13 protein-coding genes are annotated in these 14,832 nt (G+C 58.1%); 6 read left to right on the top strand and 7 right to left on the bottom strand.

Going from position 1 to position 14,832, the window contains the following annotated elements; genetic code table 11:
• Positions 1 to 454: 454 nt before the first annotated feature.
• Entirely contained in the window at positions 455 to 2,011 is a 1,557-nt protein-coding gene (garD, locus tag SPL01S_RS08020; RefSeq protein ID WP_062869643.1) for a galactarate dehydratase, read from the top strand.
• A 1-nt stretch (position 2,012) separates the two neighbouring features.
• On the opposite strand, the gene SPL01S_RS08015 is transcribed toward garD, so the two are convergent.
• The 3 genes from SPL01S_RS08015 to dgt all read right to left on the bottom strand — a co-directional run bounded on the left by SPL01S_RS08015 (position 2,013) and on the right by dgt (position 6,500).
• Complete coding sequence (locus SPL01S_RS08015; protein WP_063198726.1) at positions 2,013 to 3,170, bottom strand: CdaR family transcriptional regulator; 1,158 nt, start codon at positions 3,168 to 3,170, stop codon at positions 2,013 to 2,015.
• Between the two features lie 181 nt (positions 3,171 to 3,351).
• On the bottom strand, positions 3,352 to 4,791 hold the full coding sequence (gene degP, locus SPL01S_RS08010) for a serine endoprotease DegP (RefSeq protein ID WP_006323617.1): 1,440 nt from the start codon (positions 4,789 to 4,791) through the stop codon (positions 3,352 to 3,354).
• A gap of 191 nt (positions 4,792 to 4,982) precedes the next feature.
• Positions 4,983 to 6,500 (bottom strand): dGTPase, encoded by a 1,518-nt coding sequence (gene dgt / locus SPL01S_RS08005; RefSeq protein WP_063198723.1) that lies wholly within the window; start codon positions 6,498 to 6,500, stop codon positions 4,983 to 4,985.
• Between the two features lie 130 nt (positions 6,501 to 6,630).
• Here dgt and mtnN point away from each other — a divergent pair, with 130 nt between their 5' ends.
• From mtnN to SPL01S_RS07990, 3 genes are read left to right on the top strand one after another with little or no spacing between them, the layout of a single operon-like run.
• Entirely contained in the window at positions 6,631 to 7,332 is a 702-nt protein-coding gene (gene mtnN, locus SPL01S_RS08000; RefSeq protein WP_006323608.1) for a 5'-methylthioadenosine/S-adenosylhomocysteine nucleosidase, read from the top strand.
• Position 7,333: 1 nt separating this feature from the next.
• Positions 7,334 to 8,140 carry a vitamin B12 ABC transporter substrate-binding protein BtuF gene (gene btuF, locus SPL01S_RS07995; RefSeq protein ID WP_004950187.1) on the top strand — a complete coding sequence of 269 codons (807 nt, stop codon included), beginning with the start codon at positions 7,334 to 7,336 and terminating at the stop codon, positions 8,138 to 8,140.
• Positions 8,140 to 8,754: a TRIC cation channel family protein gene (locus SPL01S_RS07990; RefSeq protein ID WP_004950186.1), complete on the top strand. Its 615-nt coding sequence runs from the start codon at positions 8,140 to 8,142 to the stop codon at positions 8,752 to 8,754. The genes btuF and SPL01S_RS07990 overlap by 1 nt, the downstream gene beginning before the upstream one ends.
• A 106-nt stretch (positions 8,755 to 8,860) precedes the next feature.
• Here SPL01S_RS07990 and erpA read toward each other — a convergent pair whose 3' ends face one another.
• Both erpA and clcA read right to left on the bottom strand, forming a co-directional pair.
• The gene (erpA, locus tag SPL01S_RS07985; protein ID WP_004950184.1) at positions 8,861 to 9,205 is read right to left on the bottom strand and encodes an iron-sulfur cluster insertion protein ErpA; all 345 of its coding nucleotides are present in this window, start codon (positions 9,203 to 9,205) and stop codon (positions 8,861 to 8,863) included.
• 89 nt (positions 9,206 to 9,294) lie between these two features.
• Positions 9,295 to 10,734: a H(+)/Cl(-) exchange transporter ClcA gene (gene clcA, locus SPL01S_RS07980; protein ID WP_063198721.1), complete on the bottom strand. Its 1,440-nt coding sequence runs from the start codon at positions 10,732 to 10,734 to the stop codon at positions 9,295 to 9,297.
• Positions 10,735 to 10,913: 179 nt separating this feature from the next.
• On the opposite strand from clcA, the gene hemL reads away from it, so the two are divergent.
• Complete coding sequence (gene hemL, locus SPL01S_RS07975) at positions 10,914 to 12,203, top strand: glutamate-1-semialdehyde 2,1-aminomutase (protein WP_063198719.1); 1,290 nt, start codon at positions 10,914 to 10,916, stop codon at positions 12,201 to 12,203.
• A 59-nt stretch (positions 12,204 to 12,262) separates the two neighbouring features.
• Here hemL and ampE read toward each other — a convergent pair whose 3' ends face one another.
• A complete protein-coding gene (ampE, locus tag SPL01S_RS07970) occupies positions 12,263 to 13,117 on the bottom strand; it encodes a beta-lactamase regulator AmpE (protein ID WP_063198716.1) in 855 nt (284 codons plus the stop codon).
• Entirely contained in the window at positions 13,117 to 13,713 is a 597-nt protein-coding gene (gene ampD / locus SPL01S_RS07965; protein ID WP_006323603.1) for a 1,6-anhydro-N-acetylmuramyl-L-alanine amidase AmpD, read from the bottom strand. The genes ampE and ampD overlap by 1 nt, the downstream gene beginning before the upstream one ends.
• A gap of 85 nt (positions 13,714 to 13,798) precedes the next feature.
• Between ampD and nadC the strand changes: the two genes are divergently transcribed.
• Positions 13,799 to 14,689 (top strand): carboxylating nicotinate-nucleotide diphosphorylase, encoded by an 891-nt coding sequence (gene nadC / locus SPL01S_RS07960; RefSeq protein ID WP_062869638.1) that lies wholly within the window; start codon positions 13,799 to 13,801, stop codon positions 14,687 to 14,689.
• The last annotated feature ends 143 nt before the right edge of the window (positions 14,690 to 14,832 follow it).

The following is a 14,832-nucleotide window of genomic DNA, read 5'->3' as shown; positions in this document are numbered from 1 at the left end:
GAAATCGATTAAATTAGATTGCGCCAACAATGAGCAGTGCGGTTAATACGCCAGCGGCAATATTTAAATCCAATGAATTTCACTACGCAGAAAAGTATATGCGCCGTAAATTCATATCTCATCAGGCAATACAACAAGGATTGCGGGGATATCACGGGTAATTTATGGCATATGCCCAATGCAGTGGCGACTGGCTCACGAAACGTCGCCCACGAGCCTTTCCTGCCCTCTGGCTTTAAATCTGCAACCGGACCACAACTTGAAAATGAAGGGGTATCCGTGAGCCGCCTCACAACCGACTGGTCCGATGCCAAATAATCCATGCCGAATACCCGCTAATCCCGGTCATTTGCATAATGCCCCTCAGCCGTACCGCACTTATACTGCTTAATGAGCAACCGTGCCGGTTATTACCCACAGACTACCCAAAATAAATCTACTCAGGATAATAAGCATGTCCGATATAAACGAGACGCCGCTTTATATTAAGGTTCACGACTCGGATAATGTCGCCATCGTGGTAAACGATCGCGGCCTGCCGAAAGGCGCATTATTTTCCTGCGGGCTGCAATTACTGGAACATGTACCGCAGGGGCACAAGGTCGCGCTGGAAAACATTGCCGCCGGCGGCGAGATTGTCCGCTACGGCGAGATCATCGGTCATGCGCAACGTGCCATTTTACGCGGCTGCTGGATCGACGAATCGCTGGTCTCACTGCCGGAGGCCCCCGAGTTGCAGCGCCTGCCACTGGCCAATAAGGTTCCCGCACCGCTGCCGCCACTCGAGGGTTATCGCTTCCAGGGTTACCGCAATGCCGACGGCAGCGTCGGCACCAAAAACTTGCTCGGCATTACCACCAGCGTGCAGTGTGTCGCCGGCGTGGTTGATTACGTAGTGAAAATCATTGAACGCGATCTGCTGCCGCGTTACCCCAATGTGGATGGCGTGGTCGGCCTCAACCATCTTTACGGTTGCGGAGTGGCGATCAACGCGCCGGCCGCGGTGGTGCCGATCCGCACCATTCACAATCTGGCGCTGAATCCCAATTTTGGCGGCGAGGTGATGGTGGTCGGCCTCGGCTGCGAAAAACTGCAACCGGAACGCCTGTTGCAAGGCACTCCGGACGTGCAGGCGATCTCGCTCGACGAGAGCCACATTGTCCGTTTGCAAGACGAGAAACATCGGGGTTTCAGATCTATGGTTGACGACATCCTGACGCTCGCCGAGCGCCATCTCCAACGCCTGAACCGCCGTCAGCGCGAAAGCTGCGCAGCCTCAGAATTGGTGGTCGGCATGCAGTGCGGCGGCAGCGATGCGTTTTCCGGCGTAACGGCCAATCCGGCGGTGGGTTTCGCCTCCGATCTGCTGGTGCGCTGCGGCGCGACGGTGATGTTCTCTGAAGTCACTGAAGTGCGCGATGCGGTACATCTGCTGACGCCGAGAGTGGCGGATGAACAGGTTGGCAAACGCTTGCTGGAGGAGATGGCCTGGTACGATGCCTATCTCGAAGCCGGCCAAAGCGATCGCAGCGCCAATCCGTCCCCGGGCAATAAAAAAGGCGGGTTGGCCAACGTGGTGGAAAAAGCATTGGGATCAATCGCCAAATCAGGCACCAGCGCTATTGTAGAGGTGCTGTCCCCCGGCCAGCGTCCCACCAAACGCGGCCTGATCTACGCAGCCACGCCCGCCAGCGACTTTGTCTGCGGCACCCAGCAGCTGGCCTCCGGCATCACTATCCAGGTATTCACCACCGGACGCGGTACGCCTTACGGCCTGCCGGCGGTGCCGGTGATTAAAATGGCGACCCGCAGCGCGCTGGCGGATCGCTGGTACGATTTAATGGACATCAACGCCGGCACTATCGCCACCGGCGAAGCCACTATCGAACAGGTGGGCTGGCAGCTGTTTGAACTGATTCTGGATATCGCCAGCGGGCGCAAGCAAACCTGGTCGGATCAATGGGGGCTGCATAACGCGCTGGCGGTATTTAATCCGGCGCCGGTGACCTAGATCAGGCGTCGGCATCCAGTTGCAGACCGATATACAGCAGCAGGCGATCGTCAAAACTGGCGAGGTTCAACCCGGTCAGTTCTGCAATGCGGTTGAGCCGGTATTCCAGCGTATTACGATGAATATACAACGCCTTGGCGGTGACGGTCGGTTGTACGTTATGCAAGAACCAGGCAGTCAGCGTACGGCGCAGCAGGCCATTGCCGTCCATCGCCTTTAGCTTCGCCAGCGGGCGGGCCAGCTCATCCGCCTGCCAGCCGCCGCGCAGGCTATCCAGCAATACCGGCAACATCAGATCCTGATAGTAATAGGTGCGTTGCTCCCCCATCCGCTGCTTGCCGACCACCATGGTGGTGCGCGCGGTGCGATAGGACCGGGCGATACTGCCCGGTCCGGTGAAATAATTGCCGAGTGCGATGCGCACCCGCAATCGGCTGCTCTCATTCATCCTCGACAACAGGTTATCCACCCGTCGCCGGTGATCTTCCGCATCCCAGCGCCCATGGCCATTGAGCGCAGGTTTCAACACCACCATTTCGCTCAATGAAACGATGGCGATCAAATTGTCGCGCTCCGGCATGGTCAGCAACGTCTGCAATTGCTGCAGTTCGGCCATTGCACTGTCAACGCCAAGCTGGCCGCTGTCCACCTCCACCACCGCCGCGACCCGTGGCTGGCTAGGATCGATCCCCAGCCGCTGCGCCCACTCCATCAGCGCCGGAGTGAGTTCGTCGGTACGGATCAAGTTCAGCACCAATTCTTCCCGCAGCCGGCTGTCCTGCGCCAGCATATGCAACAGCCGAGCCTGCTCCAGCATCATTTCGGCGGTCATGCAGACCAGCTCGCCATACTGCCGCAGCTGGCCAGGGTTACCGGTCAGGCCGATGACCCCGACGATGCGCCCGTCAATGCGCAGCGGCAGGTTAACGCCGGGGCGCACGCCATGCAGGTGACGCGCCACCGCTTCGTCAATATCCACCACCCGCGCCTGTGACAGCACCAGCAGCGCGCCTTCGTGCAGTTCCCCCACCCGCTCACGATCGCCGCTGCCGATAATCTTGCCGCGCGCATCCATCACATTGACATTGCTGTCGATGATTTGCATGGTGCGCGCAACGATCTCTTGCGCCAGCTTGCCATCGAGATGGTATTCCGACATGCCGTGTTCTCCTGCCCGGAAAGGTGCCAATTCTTCAGCATACCGACGGCGATCCTCAGGCACATTGTGCAGTTGCACAAAGCTTGGTGACCATTGCTGAAGTTGCGGCAAGGTTCACAGTTTTCACGACGTAAAAAAGGCACGCCGTAGCGTGCCTTGAGAGCGGTAGACCGTGAAGAACTTACTGCATCAACAGATACAGCTGGGTATCGCCGCGTTGGATGTTCAACGCCAGCACCGACGGCTTGCTGTCGAGAATTTTGCGCAGTTCGCCCAGGTTCTGAATAGGCTGCTGGTTAACCCCGAGGATAATATCGCCTTTTTTCAGGCCGATGCGCGCAGCGGCACTGCCGGCTTTGACGTTATCCACCTTCACGCCTTTCTGGCTGCCGGCCTGGGCATTGCTCAGCTCGGCCCCTTCAATGCCGGTGTAGATATTGCCGGACTCCACCTGAGTCTGGGCGCTTTGCTCCAGCGTGACGTCCACGGTAACCGGCTTGCCGTCGCGGATGATGCCCAGCGACATTTTGCTGCCGACCGGCAGCGTGCCGATTTCCGCACGGAACGAGGCAAAGCTGGAGATGGCTTTACCGTTCATGGTGACGATAACGTCACCGGCCTTGATGCCCGCCTTGGCGGCGGAGGATTTCGGCATCACCTGGCTGACAAAGGCCCCGCGTTGTGCGTCCACCTTCATCGCTTTCGCCAGTTCGGAATTCAACTCGGTGCCCATAATGCCCAGTTCGCCGCGTTTCACCTGGCCGAACTCAACCATTTGCGCCGTCAGGTTTTTCACCATGTTGCTCGGGATGGCGAAACCAATACCGATGTTGCCGCCGTCCGGTGCCAGGATCGCGGTGTTAATACCGATCAGTTCGCCGTTCAGATTAACCAGCGCGCCACCGGAGTTACCGCGGTTAATCGCCGCATCGGTCTGGATAAAGTTTTCGTAGTTTTCGATATTCAACCCGCTGCGGCCCAACGCGGAAACGATGCCGGAAGTCGCGGTTTCGCCTAATCCGTAAGGGTTGCCGATCGCCACGGTATAATCGCCGACGCGCAGTTGCTCGGAATCCGCCATTTTGATTGCCGTCAGGTTTTTAAAGTCTTTCAGTTGGATCAACGCGATATCGGAACGCGGATCCTTGCCTATCACCTTGGCGTCAAACTTGCGGCCGTCGCTCAGTTGCACCTGAATTTTATTGGCGTTATCCACCACGTGATTGTTGGTCACCACGTAGCCTTTGGCCGCGTCAATCACCACCCCGGCGCCCAGCGCCTGGAATTTTTCCTGGGTGCCCTGACCCGGTGCGCCCTGCCCGCCATCAGTGCCGCCCTGGCACATTGGCGAAGCCTGGAACGGCGAACCGTCCTGGCAGAAAGGCGAATCTTCGCCAAAGAACTGCTGGAACTGCGGCGGCATCTTCTGCGCGTTGACGGTGGTACTGCCTTCAACGTTAATACTCACTACGGAAGGCATCACTTTTTCCAGCATCGGCGCTAGGCTAGGCAGCTGTTGGGTGCTTGAAGAAGCGGTTTCTGCGGCGCCGGCCGTCATCGGGCCCAGTGCCATACCAATACTGAAAGCCAGGGCGCTAAGAACTAATGCGGTTTTTTTCATCTGTGTGTCTCTTATAAAGTCGTTCAGAAAGTATTGCGTTCTTTGTGCATAGTCAGAGCTTATTAATAGCCCGAAGTTCCGGCGCAGGTTATTGGTAATAGTAAACAAATATTGTCCGTCTTTACAAAACTCGAAATACTCACTGCGACCTGCAACGCATGCGTTCAAATAATATTTATTAACTGAATGAATTATTCAGCTGCCATTAGTTTTCGATATTCGTCGTAGGCATAAAGATCGGTCATGCCGCTGATATAATCTTGCAGCAAACGCGCGCGGAAATAATATTCCCGGATCGCCAATTGCTCGGGCGACAGGTGTTGCAACCCTTCAACCGCTTCGACATACGCCAACCGATGTTTGGTGGATAGCTTGTGGAACAGGCGCGTTTCTATCGGGTAAGCGCGATGGCTGTCTTCCCGCACCAAGCGGGTAAAATCCGCCAGCGACATCGCCAGCAAGGGGCTGTAGATGTCCAGCAAGCCGCTGATCACCCGGTAGCCCTGCAGCTCAAGCTGCTCCACTTCGGGGTGGTTGAACACGTGCTTGAAGGCCACATTTTTGAAGATCTTCAGCAGTTGGTACGCCGGGCTGGAGTCTTCCAGCAACGCCTGATTAAAGTTACCCCGATAAACCGCATCCAGATTATCAATAAAACGCTGCGCCGCATGCGGCACCAGCCGCGCCACGGTGAACACCCGCAAATACATGAAGAACTGATCTTCACTGCTGCGCCGCGCGCCGCCGCGATCGATCTTGCGAAAAGCGCTGGCCACGGTTTTATCAAACAAGTCGCCCGGCGATACCTCGCCCCATTCCTGAGTTAAATGCTGATAAAGTTGTTCAACGGTGAAAATGTTTTTTTCCACCGCGTCTTCCAGATCGGCGACGCAGTAAGAAATATCGTCCGCCGCCTCCATGATATAAGTCAGCGGGAAGCGATCGAACTCGCCCATATTCAGCTCGCGCCGCAAACGATCGACAAACGCCTCTTCCGCCAGATAAAAGCCCGGTTTTTTCATCAGGTAGCTGTGGCTGGCGGGGATCTCGCTCGCCCAGTACGCCGGACGGGTATATTTCAGAATGCAGCCCACCTGCGCATAGGTCAGGTTGAGCTTCAGTAACGTATGCACCAGCCGAATCGCCTGGGCATTGCCCTCGAAATGGCTGAGATCGTGGCGGATGCGGCTGCGCAGGCGGTTGAGATCGCCTTCGCCTTCGTGCAGGCGCAGCACGCCGATCTGGCAACGATCGTTGCTGGCGGGCTCGCTCCCGCAACTGGCGGGATCGAGCCGCTGGGAAAACCAGTCGTTAATCGCCGACTCGCCGAAGTGCCCAAACGGCGGGTTGCCGATGTCGTGCATCAGGCAGGACATCTCAACTATGCTTTCAAAAGGATCGAGCAGTTTGGTCAGGCCGAGCGCGTCGATCCGCCGTTCCTGTTTGAAACGGTTGAGGATCTCTTTTGCAATGTGCCGCCCGACCTGCTGCACCTCCATCGAGTGCGTCAGACGGCTACGCACCGCGGCGTTGCGCTCCAGAGGGAACACCTGGGTTTTTTGCTGCAGACGGCGAATGGCGGCTGAATTGACGATACGCCCGCGATCGCTCTCAAACTGCCGCACGATGTCATATTCTTCCTCAGCTTCAATAGGTTTACTGAAAGGCCGCTGGAAGCTGATTTTTTGCTTAAAGTCGATCCCGGACATCTGTTTCTCCTCCGTTGCGCCCAGCCCCCGTGATAACAATTCCCGCGGGCATATGCAACGGATTATCTCTCTATGAGAGCCATGATAGACTATGGCGCAATTCCCACCCCCCAATCAGCGAGTGTTATTTATGAAAGTAGGCATCATCGGCGCCATGGAACAGGAAGTTACCCTGCTGCGCGAACAAATTGAAAACCGTCAGACCATTCAACGCGCGGGTTGTGAAATCTATACCGGCCAGATCGGCGGCGTTGACGTGGCACTGCTGAAATCCGGTATCGGTAAAGTTTCTGCGGCAATGGGCACCACCCTGCTGCTGGAGCACTGCAAGCCGGATCTGGTGATCAATACCGGTTCCGCCGGTGGCCTGGCCGCTACGCTGAAAGTGGGCGATATCGTGGTTTCCGAAGAAGTGCGCTATCACGACGCCGACGTCACCGCCTTTGGTTACGAACCAGGCCAGATGGCCGGTTGCCCGGCGGCCTTCGTGGCGGACGAAGCGCTGATTGCGCTGGCGGAAAGCTGCATCAAGCAGTTGGATCTTAACGCGGTACGCGGTCTGATCTGCAGCGGCGACGCCTTCATTAACGGCGCAGAGCCGTTGGAACGCATCCGCACCACCTTCCCAACCGTTGCCGCGGTAGAAATGGAAGCCGCCGCCGTCGGCCACGTTTGCCACCTGTTCGGCACGCCGTTTGTGGTGGTGCGTGCCATCTCTGACGTCGCCGACAGTGAATCGCACATGAGCTTTGACGAGTTCCTTGTCGTGGCCGCCCAGCAATCAACGCTGATGGTCAACGCGATGCTGCAAACCCTGGCCAAGCGCGGTTGATGTGAAGCCACGCTTTTCAGCTCTGTTGTGGCTGCTCGTACTCTGGGCGGCTCTGCCTGCCGGCGCTGCTCAACGCGTGATCAGCCTGGCGCCCAATGCCACCGAGCTTGCCTACGCCGCCGGTATGGGCGATACCCTGCTGGCGGTGAGCGCCTTCTCCGATTACCCACCGGCGGCCAAGAAGCTGGAACAGGTGGCGTCCTGGCAAGGGATCAACCTTGAGCGGGTACTGGCGCTGAAGCCGGATCTGATCCTCGCCTGGCGCGGCGGCAATCCACAACGGGTGCTGGATCAGCTCGCCGCCTTCGGTATCCCGATTTTTTATGCGGATGCCACCACGCTCGATGACATCGCCCAGTCGCTGGATGATCTGGCCAAATACAGCCCGCATCCGGAGCAGGCACACCAGGCTGCGGGCACCATGCGCCAACAGATCGCCGCGCTGAAAGCAAAATACCCGCACAACCAGCCGCACCGGGTCTTGTTGCAGTTTGGCACCCAGCCGCTGTTCACCAGCTCCGGCGCCACTCTGCAAAGCCAGGTGCTGTCGCTGTGCGGAGCGGAGAATATCTTTGCCGACAGCCGCATGCCGTGGCCGCAAATCAGCCGCGAGCAAGTGTTGGCCCGCCACCCTCAGGCCGTAGTGATTACCGGCGACGCAAAAGAGATTGCCAGCGTGAAAGCCTTTTGGGCGCCGCAGCTGCAAGTGCCGGTGATTGCGCTGAACGGCGACTGGTTCAACCGCGCCGGCCCGCGCATCATGCTGGCCGCACAGCAACTGTGCAGCCAACTGGCGGAGCTCCCCTGATGCTGGTGTTTTGGCTGGATATTCTGGGTACCGCAGTTTTCGCCATCTCCGGCGTATTGCTGGCCGGCAAGCTGCGCATGGATCCGTTCGGCGTGTTGGTGCTCGGCGTGGTCACTGCGGTCGGTGGCGGCACCATCCGCGATATGGCGCTGGCCAATGGCCCGGTATTTTGGGTGAAAGACCCGACCGATCTGGTGGTGGCGATGATAACCTGCGTGCTGACGCTGCTGCTGGTACGCCAACCGCGACGCCTGCCGAAATGGATCCTGCCGGTGCTGGATGCCGTCGGGCTGGCGGTGTTCGTCGGCATCGGCGTCAATAAAGCCTTCGCCGCCGATACCGGTCCGCTGGTGGCGGTGTGCATGGGGGTCATTACCGGGGTTGGCGGCGGTATTATCCGGGACGTCCTGGCGCGGGAAATTCCGATGATCCTGCGAACCGAAGTTTACGCCACCGCCTGTATTGTCGGCGGCATTGTCCACGTTACCGCTTTCGCTACCTTCGGTATGCCGCTGCAGCAGGCGATGATGCTTGGCATGGGCATCACGCTGGCGATCCGGCTGGCGGCCATCCGCTGGCATCTGAAACTGCCCGCATTTATCCTCGAACGATAACGACTGCCCGCCGAAGCAAACCCGGTTCGGATCAGCATGAAATGGCGACCATAAAAAAACCCGCAAACCGGTGAGGTTGGCGGGTTTTATGCTGCTGCAGACGGGATCAGACGCTGAACGAAGAACCGCAGCCGCAGGTGGTTTTGGCGTTAGGGTTGGTGACCACGAAACGTGAACCTTCCAGCCCTTCGGTATAATCGACCGAACCGCCCACCAGATATTGCAGGCTCATTGGGTCAACCACCAGCGCAACGCCCTGCTTCTCGATGGTCATATCGCCATCGTTGACCTTGTCGTCAAAAGTGAAACCGTACTGGAATCCGCTGCAGCCGCCACCGGTAATGTAAACCCGCAACTTCAGATTCGGATTTTCTTCATCAGCAATCAGTACCTTAACCTTGCTTGCTGCTGCCTCGGTAAATTGCAGGGGCAGTGCTGTTTCATCACTCATACTCTTTACTCCCAACATTGTTCTGCATCAGGCCGCTACAATGGCAGTCTGATTAATGTTTTTGATTATCCAATACCTGAGTGCTGCGTTCAAGTATTCACCGCATTTGTTGTATTTTCTTTACCTGTTTTATCTGCCGCCTCACGCGCCTGCAGCGCTTCCTGCCGTTGCAACGTACGGGCCAATATCGACGAATACAACGGCTTACCCCCGAGGAACTGCGCCACCAGCGTAGCACCAAGGCAGGTAATGATCATTGGCAGTATGAGCTGATAATTATCGGTCATCTCCAACACCAGCACGATCCCGGTCAAGGGTGCGCGCACCGTGGCGGCAAACAACGCGCCCATTCCGGCAATGGCGAAAGTACCGGCCTCAATGCCGTATTGTGGAAACAGGTGCGCGCCGGCCAGGCCAAAAGCGGTGCCAAACAGCGTGCCCAGCGCTAGCATTGGCGCAAAGATCCCGCCCGGCGCACCTGAGCCAAAGCACAGCAGCGTGGTGATCACTCGGGTGATAAAAATAAACATCAGCATGCCGACGCTATAATTACCTGCCGCTGCGATCGGGATCAGTCCAAAGCCCCCGCCTGCCGCTTCTGGCTGGATCAGCCCCAGAATGCCGCAGATGCCGCCAAGCAAGCCGCCCATCAGCAAAACCTTGCGCATTTTGCCGCCGTGCAGACGAGCGAACATGTCCTGAGTGCGGAAAATCAGCGCATTGAACATGACGCCTACCGCGCCAAAGATCGCCCCGAGTACCAAATACAGCCACAGCGTGTTGATCGGCGCGGAGGAAAGCTTGCCTACCTCAATCACCGAGTGCTCACCATTGAACAACTGAAACACCACGCTCGACATGATCACGCCGATAAACACCGCTTTAATCGAGATCAGGTTATAGCGGAACTGCGGACGCATTTCCTCAATGATAAACAGAATGCCCGCCAGCGGCGCATTGAAGGCGGCGGACAGCCCGGCGGCCGCGCCGGTGGCCAGCAACGAATGACGCGCTTCAGCGCCGCGCATGCGGAAGATATCCAATACCATACGCCCGACGTTGCCCCCCATCTGCACCGTAGGCCCTTCACGGCCGAGCACCATGCCCGCCCCCAGCGTACCCATGCCGCCGATAAACTTCACCGGGATAACCCGCCACCAACGTACCGGACGCAGCTCTTCCAGTGCCCCTTCGATCTCCGGTATGCCTGAGCCGCCCGCTTCCGGCGCAAAGCGGCGCACCAGGTAGTACCCCAGCACCGCCAACGCAGCAGAAAGAATGAAAGCCAGCGGCCAAACCAGGATCCAGGAATCGGCGACCTGCGCCAGCGCGGATAACCGCCGCTGCTGCACCCAGTCCACCGCCTTATCAAAGGCTACGCCGAGCAATCCCGCCAGGGTGCCCACCACCGCAGCCATAAACAGGATGGCCACCGGCGTTTTGTCTCGGCGGATAAACTGACGCACCGCGTCACTGCGTTTCAGGCGTGGAGCCCGCGCCACCGGCGGCTGTTGCTGCAATTCAGTCATAATGGGGTATTCATTAACGGAATTAAATGTAATACAAATAGGGAAGCCGATTATTCTAACGCACCCACTGAGCGACCGCCCCCCAAAATAGGTATCTGACTGTGATCGTTTCATATCGACGAACACTTCTCTAGAATAGCGCGATTAAATCATTCGAAAGAGAATCCAGGAGCCGATTTATGAGCTTACACAGCAAGTCCGAAAGTCTGTATGCCCAAGCGCAACAGGTGATCCCAGGTGGGGTTAACTCTCCGGTGCGTGCATTCACCGGCGTTGGCGGTGTGCCGCTGTTTATCGAGCGGGCGGACGGGGCTTACCTGTTCGACGTCGACGGCAAAGCCTATATCGACTACGTCGGTTCCTGGGGCCCCATGGTGCTGGGGCACAACCACCCGGCGATCCGCAACGCGGTCATCGAAGCGGCGCAGCGCGGCCTGAGTTTTGGCGCTCCCACCGAGATGGAAGTCAAAATGGCGGAGTTGGTTACCAAACTGGTACCGACAATGGATATGGTGCGGATGGTAAACTCGGGTACTGAGGCCACCATGAGCGCTATTCGTCTGGCGCGCGGCTACACCCATCGCGATAAAATCATCAAGTTCGAGGGCTGCTACCATGGCCACGCCGACTGCCTGCTGGTAAAAGCCGGTTCCGGCGCGCTGACCCTGGGCCAACCGAACTCGCCGGGCGTGCCTGCCGATTTCGCCAAGCACACTCTGACCTGCACCTACAACGATCTGGATTCGGTCCGCGTCGCGTTCGAACAGTATCCTGCCGAGATCGCCTGCATCATCGTCGAGCCGGTCGCCGGCAACATGAACTGCGTGCCGCCGCTGCCGGAATTCCTGCCGGGCCTGCGGGCACTGTGCGACACCTACGGCGCATTGCTGATTATCGATGAAGTGATGACCGGCTTTCGCGTAGCGCTGGCTGGGGCGCAGGCCTATTACGATGTGGAGCCGGACCTTACCTGTCTGGGTAAAATCATCGGCGGCGGCATGCCTGTGGGCGCGTTCGGTGGCCGTCGCGACGTGATGGCGGCGCTGGCGCCAACCGGCCCGGTCTATCAGGCAGGAACGCTGTCCGGTAACCCGATTGCGATGGCGGCCGGTTATGCCTGCCTGACCGAGGTTTCGCAGGTCGGCGTCCACCAGACGCTGACCGAATTGACCGATATGCTGGCGGCAGGCCTGCAGGATGCGGCCAAAGAAGAAAACGTCGCGCTGGTCGTCAACCACGTCGGCGGCATGTTCGGCCTGTTCTTTACCGATGCCCCGGCGGTGACCTGCTACCAGGACGTGATGCAGTGCGATGTGGAACGCTTTAAGCGCTTCTTCCATCTGATGCTGGATGAGGGCGTTTATCTGGCGCCTTCCGCCTTTGAAGCCGGCTTTATGTCCGTTGCGCACAGCAAGGAAGACATTCAGCGCACCATCGATGCCGCACGCCGCTGCTTCGCCAAGCTGTAATATTTCGCGGTCAAACAAAAACGGGCGCCAGTGTGAACTGAGCACCCGTTTTTATTTTGTTAGAGCAAGGTACCGTAAATCGTCAGCAGCGCCACTACCACCACGATAACCATCGTCACCTTACGCGCCAGAGTGACCGCCGCACGCGGGGTTTGTACCGGATCCCTATGCGGATCGCGCGCCAGAGAGAACTGTGCCAGGCGAGTCAGTACCTGGTATTGCGAGGTATGACGATCGCCCAGCGACGCAAACCATGCCGGCAAGGCTTTTTCACCGTGCCCCAGCAGCGCATAGGCCACGCCTGCCAGGCGTACCGGGATCCAGTCCAGCCAGTGCAACAGATGATCGATGCCGGATTGAGAACGCTCCAGCGGAGTATTGTGACGCGCCAGCCAGGTTTGATAAGCACGCAGGAAAGCATAACCCGCCAATGCGATTGGCCCGTATGGCCCGCAGACCACAAACCAAAACAGCGGTGCCAGATAATAACGGAAGTTAGTCCACAGCAGCGCATTTTGCAGTTCGCGCAGGCGCAGTTCTTCGCTGCAATTCGCCGGCAAGCCATGGATCAGCGCCAGTTCCTCCGCCATTTGGTCGCTGGCATGGGCATCCCCCTGCCGCGCCGCCTTAAGATAGGCACGATAGTGTTTGCGCTTGATGCCGGCACCCACACACAGCAAATCGATAATAATCCACAGCAGCAGCGTCACCACGCCGAACAACAGCCCGTGAGCCAACCACAAAATGCCCCACACCACCACCATCCAGGCGACGGTCAGCAGCAGCGTCTGCACCAGCGAAAATCTATGCAACCGATGGAACACCACTTCCAGGCGATGATCCAGTTGCCAGTGCTCGCCCAGCTTGAACAAACGTTCCCACGCCAGAACCAGTAACAGCGTAAACAGCGTCATTAGCGACTCCTCTCCCTTTCCATTTTCCCAAGCATAGCGCCATCGGGCTCGCAGGGTTGTTCCAGAGATGCCAGATAAAAGTCCCAGTCAAACGCCGGGCCTGGATCGGTTTTGCGGCCAGGGGCGATATTACTGTGCCCGGTAATGCTTGCCGCCGACATCGGATAATACCTGATTAACAGCGCGGTCACCGCTTTCAGGCTCTGATATTGCTGCGGCGTGAACGGCAGTTGATCGGTACCTTCCAGTTCAATGCCGATCGAAAAATCGTTGCAGCGTTCGCGCCCCTGATACTCGGAAACGCCGGCGTGCCAGGCGCGCTTGTCGAACGGCACATACTGAATGATTTCACCCTCGCGGCGGATCAGACAATGCGCCGAGACCCTAAGCTGATGGATGCCGGAAAAATAGGGGTGTTCTGCGGGATCGAGGGTGCCGGTAAACAGCCGATCGATATAGGGGCCGCCAAACTCGCCGGGCGGCAGGCTGATATTGTGGATCACCAGCAGCGAAGGGGCTTCATCATTCGGGCGAAGATCGCAATGCGGCGAAACGACCCGTTTCACCCCGACAATCCAGCCATGCTCTAACTGCATCAGACACCTCTCTGCGGTGGTACTTATCACGGCAACAGAGTAGCATGTTCCCCCTACGATCTTACCGTCCATTTCGGAGTTTTCTATGCCGACACGCCGCTACGATGCCGACAGTCGCCGCACCGAGCTTCTTGAACGAATTGAAAGCGATATCCCCTATGCCGTTGCCCAGGCGCTGCGCGAAGACCTGGGGGGTGAAGTCAATGCCGAGCACGATATTACCGCGCAATTGTTACCGGCCGACAAGCAGGCAGACGCCACCATTATCACCCGTGAACCCGGCGTGTTTTGCGGCCGGCGCTGGTTGAGTGAGGTCTTCATCCAGTTGGGCAACCAGGTGAAGGTGGAATGGCTGGTGGCGGATGGCGATCGCCTGGTGCCTGACCAACCGCTGTGCAAACTGAGCGGGCCGGCGCGGATACTGCTGACCGGCGAGCGCACCGCGCTGAACTTTGTGCAGACGCTTTCCGGCGTAGCGACCGAAGTCAGCCGTTATGTGGCACTGCTGCAAGGGACGCAAACCCGCCTGCTGGATACGCGCAAAACCCTGCCGGGACTGCGCACCGCACTGAAATATGCGGTGCTGTGCGGTGGCGGCAGCAATCACCGGTTGGGATTATCCGATGCCTTCCTGATCAAGGAAAACCACATCATCGCCTCCGGCTCGATCAAGAATGCGGTCGAGAAAGCTTTTTGGCTGCATGCCGACGTGCCGGTCGAAGTGGAAGTAGAATCCCTCGATGAACTGCAACAGGCGCTGGATGCCGGCGCCGACATCGTCATGCTGGATAACTTCAGCGTCGAGATGATGCGTGCCGCGGTAGCGCAGACCCAAGGCCGCGCACAGTTGGAAGTCTCCGGCAACGTGACCCGCGAAACGCTGCGCACCTTCGCCGAAACCGGCGTGGACTACATCTCCGTTGGCGCGCTGACCAAACATGTGACCGCACTCGATCTCTCAATGCGCTTTAAATAATCTCTGCCTTTCACACCGTCCTGGCCAGCCAGGACGGTGCTTTTTCGTCAAAACTGCGAATCCCGCCGCAACTATTTTCATGCCACTGCAAGCAGAACAACTTGCCGTGGAAGCGCGCCGCAGAACACTGACTCCCCGCTAGA

It is taken from the genome of Serratia plymuthica NBRC 102599 (assembly GCF_001590925.1).
In the GTDB taxonomy this organism is placed as follows: domain Bacteria; phylum Pseudomonadota; class Gammaproteobacteria; order Enterobacterales; family Enterobacteriaceae; genus Serratia; species Serratia plymuthica.
The sequence above is the reverse complement of the archived record's forward strand: the minus strand, read 5'-3'. Positions and strand labels throughout refer to the sequence as shown.

What these genes read in the sequence shown, in the direction of transcription:
- garD (WP_062869643.1), top strand. Translation starts at nt 455, where the DNA reads ATGTCCGATATAAACGAGACGCCGCTTTATATTAAGGTTCACGACTCG.
- SPL01S_RS08015 (WP_063198726.1), bottom strand. Translation starts at nt 3,170, where the DNA reads ATGTCGGAATACCATCTCGATGGCAAGCTGGCGCAAGAGATCGTTGCG.
- degP (WP_006323617.1), bottom strand. Translation starts at nt 4,791, where the DNA reads ATGAAAAAAACCGCATTAGTTCTTAGCGCCCTGGCTTTCAGTATTGGT.
- dgt (WP_063198723.1), bottom strand. Translation starts at nt 6,500, where the DNA reads ATGTCCGGGATCGACTTTAAGCAAAAAATCAGCTTCCAGCGGCCTTTC.
- mtnN (WP_006323608.1), top strand. Translation starts at nt 6,631, where the DNA reads ATGAAAGTAGGCATCATCGGCGCCATGGAACAGGAAGTTACCCTGCTG.
- SPL01S_RS07990 (WP_004950186.1), top strand. Translation starts at nt 8,140, where the DNA reads ATGCTGGTGTTTTGGCTGGATATTCTGGGTACCGCAGTTTTCGCCATC.
- erpA (WP_004950184.1), bottom strand. Translation starts at nt 9,205, where the DNA reads ATGAGTGATGAAACAGCACTGCCCCTGCAATTTACCGAGGCAGCAGCA.
- clcA (WP_063198721.1), bottom strand. Translation starts at nt 10,734, where the DNA reads ATGACTGAATTGCAGCAACAGCCGCCGGTGGCGCGGGCTCCACGCCTG.
- hemL (WP_063198719.1), top strand. Translation starts at nt 10,914, where the DNA reads ATGAGCTTACACAGCAAGTCCGAAAGTCTGTATGCCCAAGCGCAACAG.
- ampE (WP_063198716.1), bottom strand. Translation starts at nt 13,117, where the DNA reads ATGACGCTGTTTACGCTGTTACTGGTTCTGGCGTGGGAACGTTTGTTC.
- ampD (WP_006323603.1), bottom strand. Translation starts at nt 13,713, where the DNA reads ATGCAGTTAGAGCATGGCTGGATTGTCGGGGTGAAACGGGTCGTTTCG.
- nadC (WP_062869638.1), top strand. Translation starts at nt 13,799, where the DNA reads ATGCCGACACGCCGCTACGATGCCGACAGTCGCCGCACCGAGCTTCTT.